This is a genomic window from uncultured Rhodococcus sp. (genome assembly GCF_963525155.1).
GTDB classification, from domain to species: domain Bacteria; phylum Actinomycetota; class Actinomycetes; order Mycobacteriales; family Mycobacteriaceae; genus Rhodococcus_F; species Rhodococcus_F qingshengii.
The window spans coordinates 1-4,250 of record NZ_CAURKP010000300.1 but is presented as its reverse complement, the minus strand read 5'-3'; the positions used below and the strand labels follow the sequence as shown (position 1 = coordinate 4,250).

Here is a 4,250-nt window from a genome sequence, read left to right as displayed (position 1 = left end):
TACCAGGACTCGAACCTAGAATGGCGGTACCAAAAACCGCTGTGTTGCCAATTACACCATACCCCAAGGTCTTGCTCACCAGCCTTGCCCGATCCGCTTCGCTGTTATGCTCGGCGGCTCGTCTCCGGCCGAAAAGAAGATTACCAGTACCCCTGCCCCAAATACCAAATCGTATGGTCACAGGAGGTTTTTGCTTCATTTTCGGCCGGACGACCGTCCGATCTAGGCGGTTACCGCTGCCCTACCGGCGCGCAACCGAGCGAGCGAGACCTCACGACCGAGCAATTCCATCGACTCGTACAGCGGAGGGCTGATGTGAGAGCCCGTGATCGCGACCCGAACCGGAGCGAAGGCCTTACGCGGTTTGAGCTCCAGATCCTCGATGAGGGCCTTCTTGAGTGCTTCCTCGATACTGGCCGCCGACCACTCTGAGATGGCATCGAGCGCCGCAAGAGACGCGTCCAGAACCGGACCGGCATCTTCCTTCAAGTTCTTTGCCGCCGCGGCCGGATCGAGAGCAAACGACGCCTCGTCGACGAACAGGAATTTCAGCAGATCCCACGCGTCGGACAGGACGACGATGCGCGTCTGCACGAGGTCCGCCGCAACAGTGAACGTCGCTTCGTCGACGTCGGCGCCGATGTGTCCGTGCTCCACCAGGAACGACTTCAGACGACCGGCGAAGTCGGCCGGCACGAGCAGACGAATGTGCTCGGCATTGATCGCGTCGGCCTTCTTCTGGTCGAAGCGGGCAGGATTGGAGTTGACCTTGGAGACGTCGAAGGCCGCAACCATCTCGTCGAGCGAGAAGACATCGTGATCGTCGGCGATGCTCCACCCGAGCAGAGCCAAGTAGTTCAGCAATCCCTCGGGAATGAAGCCCCGATCGCGGTGGATGAAGAGGTTGGACTCGGGATCGCGCTTGGAAAGCTTCTTGTTGCCCTGCCCCATCACGAAAGGCAAGTGCCCGAACGACGGTGTGAAATCGGCGACACCGATACGAATCAATGCCTCGTACAACGCGAGCTGACGCGGAGTCGAGGACAGCAGATCTTCGCCGCGCAGTACATGGGTGATCTTCATCAACGCGTCGTCAACCGGGTTGACCAAGGTGTACAGCGGAATGCCGTTGCCGCGAGTCAGCGCGAAGTCCGGAACGGTGCCTGCCTTGAACGTGGTCTCGCCCCGCACCAGGTCGTTCCAGGTCAGATCGTGATCGGGCATCCGGAGGCGGACGACGGGCTTGCGCCCCTCGGCGATGTAGGCAGCGCGCTGCTCGTCGCTGAGCTCGCGATCGAAGTTGTCGTATCCGAGCTTCGGATCGCGTCCGGCCGCCTTGTGTCGCGCTTCGACCTCCTCGTTGGTCGAGTAGGACTCGTAGGCCTCGCCCGCGGCCAGCAACTTGGCAACAACGTCGAGATGCAGGTCGCGACGCTCGGACTGGCGATACGGTGCGTGCGGCCCACCGACCTCCGGGCCTTCGTCCCAATTGAGCCCCAACCAGCGGAGGGCGTCGAGGATGGCCTGGTAGGACTCTTCACTGTCGCGCTGCGCATCGGTGTCTTCGATACGGAACACGAATGTGCCGCCGTGGTGTCGTGCGAATGCCCAGTTGAACAAGGCGGTGCGCACCAAACCCACGTGCGGGGTTCCGGTGGGTGACGGACAGAAACGGACGCGTACTTCGCTGTTGGTCATGGCTCACTTGGCTCGGCGATGATGGATGGTCGTACTACAGGTTAGTCCGGCAGCCCTTCCTCCATCCGGCCGATCACTTACCCGGCAGGACGTTGATGCGTGTCATGTCGCCGTCGTAGTAGGCCAGCAGTCGCTTGTCCATGACCTTTCGCCACAGCGGCGGCACCCACGCGCAGACGATGATGACTGCGTAACCCGCTGGAAGTTGCGGCGCTTCGGCCGCACTTCGCAGGCTCTGGTACCGCAGACGCGGATTCGCGTGATGGTCGCTGTGACGCTGAAGTTGATAGAGGAACAGATTGCTGACGACGTGGTCGCTGTTCCAGCTGTCCTCGGGCGAGCACCGGACGTACGAGCCGTCAGGCCGCTTCGCACGTAGCAAGCCGTAGTGCTCGAGATAGTTGGCGGTCTCGAGGAACGTGAAGCCTGCAATTGCCTGAACGGCGAGCCACGGCGCAATTTCCCAGCCGAACGCGGCGATCAGACTGCCGAACAGAACCACACTCATCGCCCACGCGTTCAGGATGTTGTTGCGGTAACTCCACGTCCGTCTCCCCTGACGCCTCAGACGAGCGCTTTCGATCCGCCATCCCGAGCGCAGGCCGCCGATGACGCTGCGAGGCAAGAAGAACCAGAAGTTTTCCTTGTACCGCGAGCTGGCCGGATCCTCCGGCGTCGCGACGCGGACGTGATGACCATGGTTGTGTTCGACGTAGAAATGGCCGTAGAAGGACTGCGCGAGCGCTACTTTCGCGAGCCACTTCTCGAGCTTCTCACTCTTGTGCCCCAATTCATGCGCCGCGTTGATCCCCACACCGGCAACCACGCCGGCAGTCATCGCGAGCGCGAACTTCTCCCCCGCCGCCATCGGCGCGTTCACCCAACACCACGCGACGAACACCAGCCCGACGTATTGGAGGGGCAGGAACAAGTACGTGCACCAGCGGTAGAAACGATCCTCTTGCAATTCAGGGATCGCTTCGTCCGGTGGGCTGTTACCGTCCTCGCCCGCCAGGAGATCGATCAGGGGAATGACGATGACGATCAGCCACGCCCCGATCGCCCAGAAGAGCCCGAGACTGAATTTGTCGACCAGGAACCACGCAGCGAACGGGCTGAGAGGAACCAGCAAACCCAGTGGCCACAGGTAGCGCTTCTTGTCTCGCCACACCGGCCGCTGCCCGTTCCGCGCTTGCCCTGCCGCTGTCCGGGAGGCTTCCGCGAAGGTCGTCATGTATCACCACGTTTCTGCGCAATCCACTCGATTGCCCCATCGGCTTCTATCCAGTTATCGGTCACCCTACTGCTCAGCGTTACATTTCAGGGAATTTGGTCTGTTACGGGCCGCGACAGCAAACCGTATGGCGAACTCTCCCAACCTGGCCAAATCCGACATAACGCCAGGAGGATCAGAGGCGAAGCTTCGCCTGGGTCATGAAACCCGCAGGTCAGTCCCGGAGCCTGATTTCTTCGAGTCGGTTGGCAATCCCGATCAATCCACTGGCGATAGTTACCATCTTGCAACTTTTCTGCGACAGACACCTCTCGACCTCACACCACGACGGAGGCCCCATCCGGTTGGATGGGGCCTCCGTAGTCGCGTGACTGAACGAACCGGGTCAGGATCAGCTCTTGGCGGTCACCGGGTTCGTGAGCGTGCCGATCCCCGAGACCGTGACCGACACGGAATCGCCGTCGACGATCGGGCCTACTCCGGCGGGGGTGCCGGTGAGGATGACGTCGCCAGGCAAGAGAGTCATCACCGCCGAGATCCACTCGATGATCTTCGGAATGTCGTGGAGGAGAAAAGCCGTGCTGCTGTCCTGCTTGACCTGACCGTTCACCTCGGTCTTGATGTCGACGTCGGACGCATCCAGACTGGTTTCGATCCAGGGGCCGAGTGGGCAGAAAGTGTCGTGGCCCTTCGCGCGCGTCCACTGCCCGTCGTGACGCTGATGATCTCGCGCCGACACGTCGTTGGCGATCGTGTAACCGAGGACCACGCTCAACGCCTTCGCCGCCGGAACGTCCTTGCACGGTTGACCGATGACGACCGCGAGTTCACCCTCGAAGTGCACCTCGTTCGAGGTGGGAGGCAAGACGATCGGGGCACCCGGGCCAACTATGGACGTGTTGGGCTTGAGGAAGATCACGGGGTCCGCGGGAGCCTCTCCGCCCATCTCCGCGATGTGATCTGCATAATTCTTGCCGATGCAGATCACCTTGCTGGCGAGAATCGGAGCCAGCAGACGGACATCGGCGAGCGGCCAACTTCGGCCGGTAAATGTGGGGTTCCCGAACGGGTGCTCCGCAATTTCCTTGGCGACGAGGGCATCCTCTTCACCTTCGATACTGACGAACGCAACACCATCGGGACTGGCAATTCGACCAAGACGCATGCCGGCCAGTCTATCGGGGTGCCGGAAACGACTGACGCGCGCAAGCCGAAAGGCTCACGCGCGTCAGTCTCGTGAAAGAATTCCTTACAGCGCTGCAGTGATCCGGTCGCCGATCTCCGTTGTGGAGATGGGACCTTCGCCGCGGGTAGCCAG

General features: G+C 61.4%; 3 protein-coding genes. All 3 read right to left on the bottom strand.

Going from position 1 to position 4,250, the window contains the following annotated elements; all coding sequences use genetic code 11:
- Positions 1-222 precede the first annotated feature (222 nt).
- Complete coding sequence (gene gltX / locus RWT78_RS28485; RefSeq protein ID WP_314682681.1) at positions 223-1,698, bottom strand: glutamate--tRNA ligase; 1,476 nt, start codon at positions 1,696-1,698, stop codon at positions 223-225.
- 73 nt (positions 1,699-1,771) lie between these two features.
- Positions 1,772-2,932: an alkane 1-monooxygenase gene (locus RWT78_RS28480; protein WP_314682679.1), complete on the bottom strand. Its 1,161-nt coding sequence runs from the start codon at positions 2,930-2,932 to the stop codon at positions 1,772-1,774.
- Positions 2,933-3,323: 391 nt separating this feature from the next.
- On the bottom strand, positions 3,324-4,097 hold the full coding sequence (locus RWT78_RS28475; RefSeq protein WP_003944722.1) for a fumarylacetoacetate hydrolase family protein: 774 nt from the start codon (positions 4,095-4,097) through the stop codon (positions 3,324-3,326).
- Between the last annotated feature and the right edge of the window lie 153 nt (positions 4,098-4,250).

Bases quoted from the DNA above. Each gene is read 5' to 3' on its own strand.
- RWT78_RS28475 (WP_003944722.1), bottom strand. From the start codon at position 4,097: ATGCGTCTTGGTCGAATTGCCAGTCCCGATGGTGTTGCGTTCGTCAGT.
- gltX (WP_314682681.1), bottom strand. From the start codon at position 1,698: ATGACCAACAGCGAAGTACGCGTCCGTTTCTGTCCGTCACCCACCGGA.
- RWT78_RS28480 (WP_314682679.1), bottom strand. From the start codon at position 2,932: ATGACGACCTTCGCGGAAGCCTCCCGGACAGCGGCAGGGCAAGCGCGG.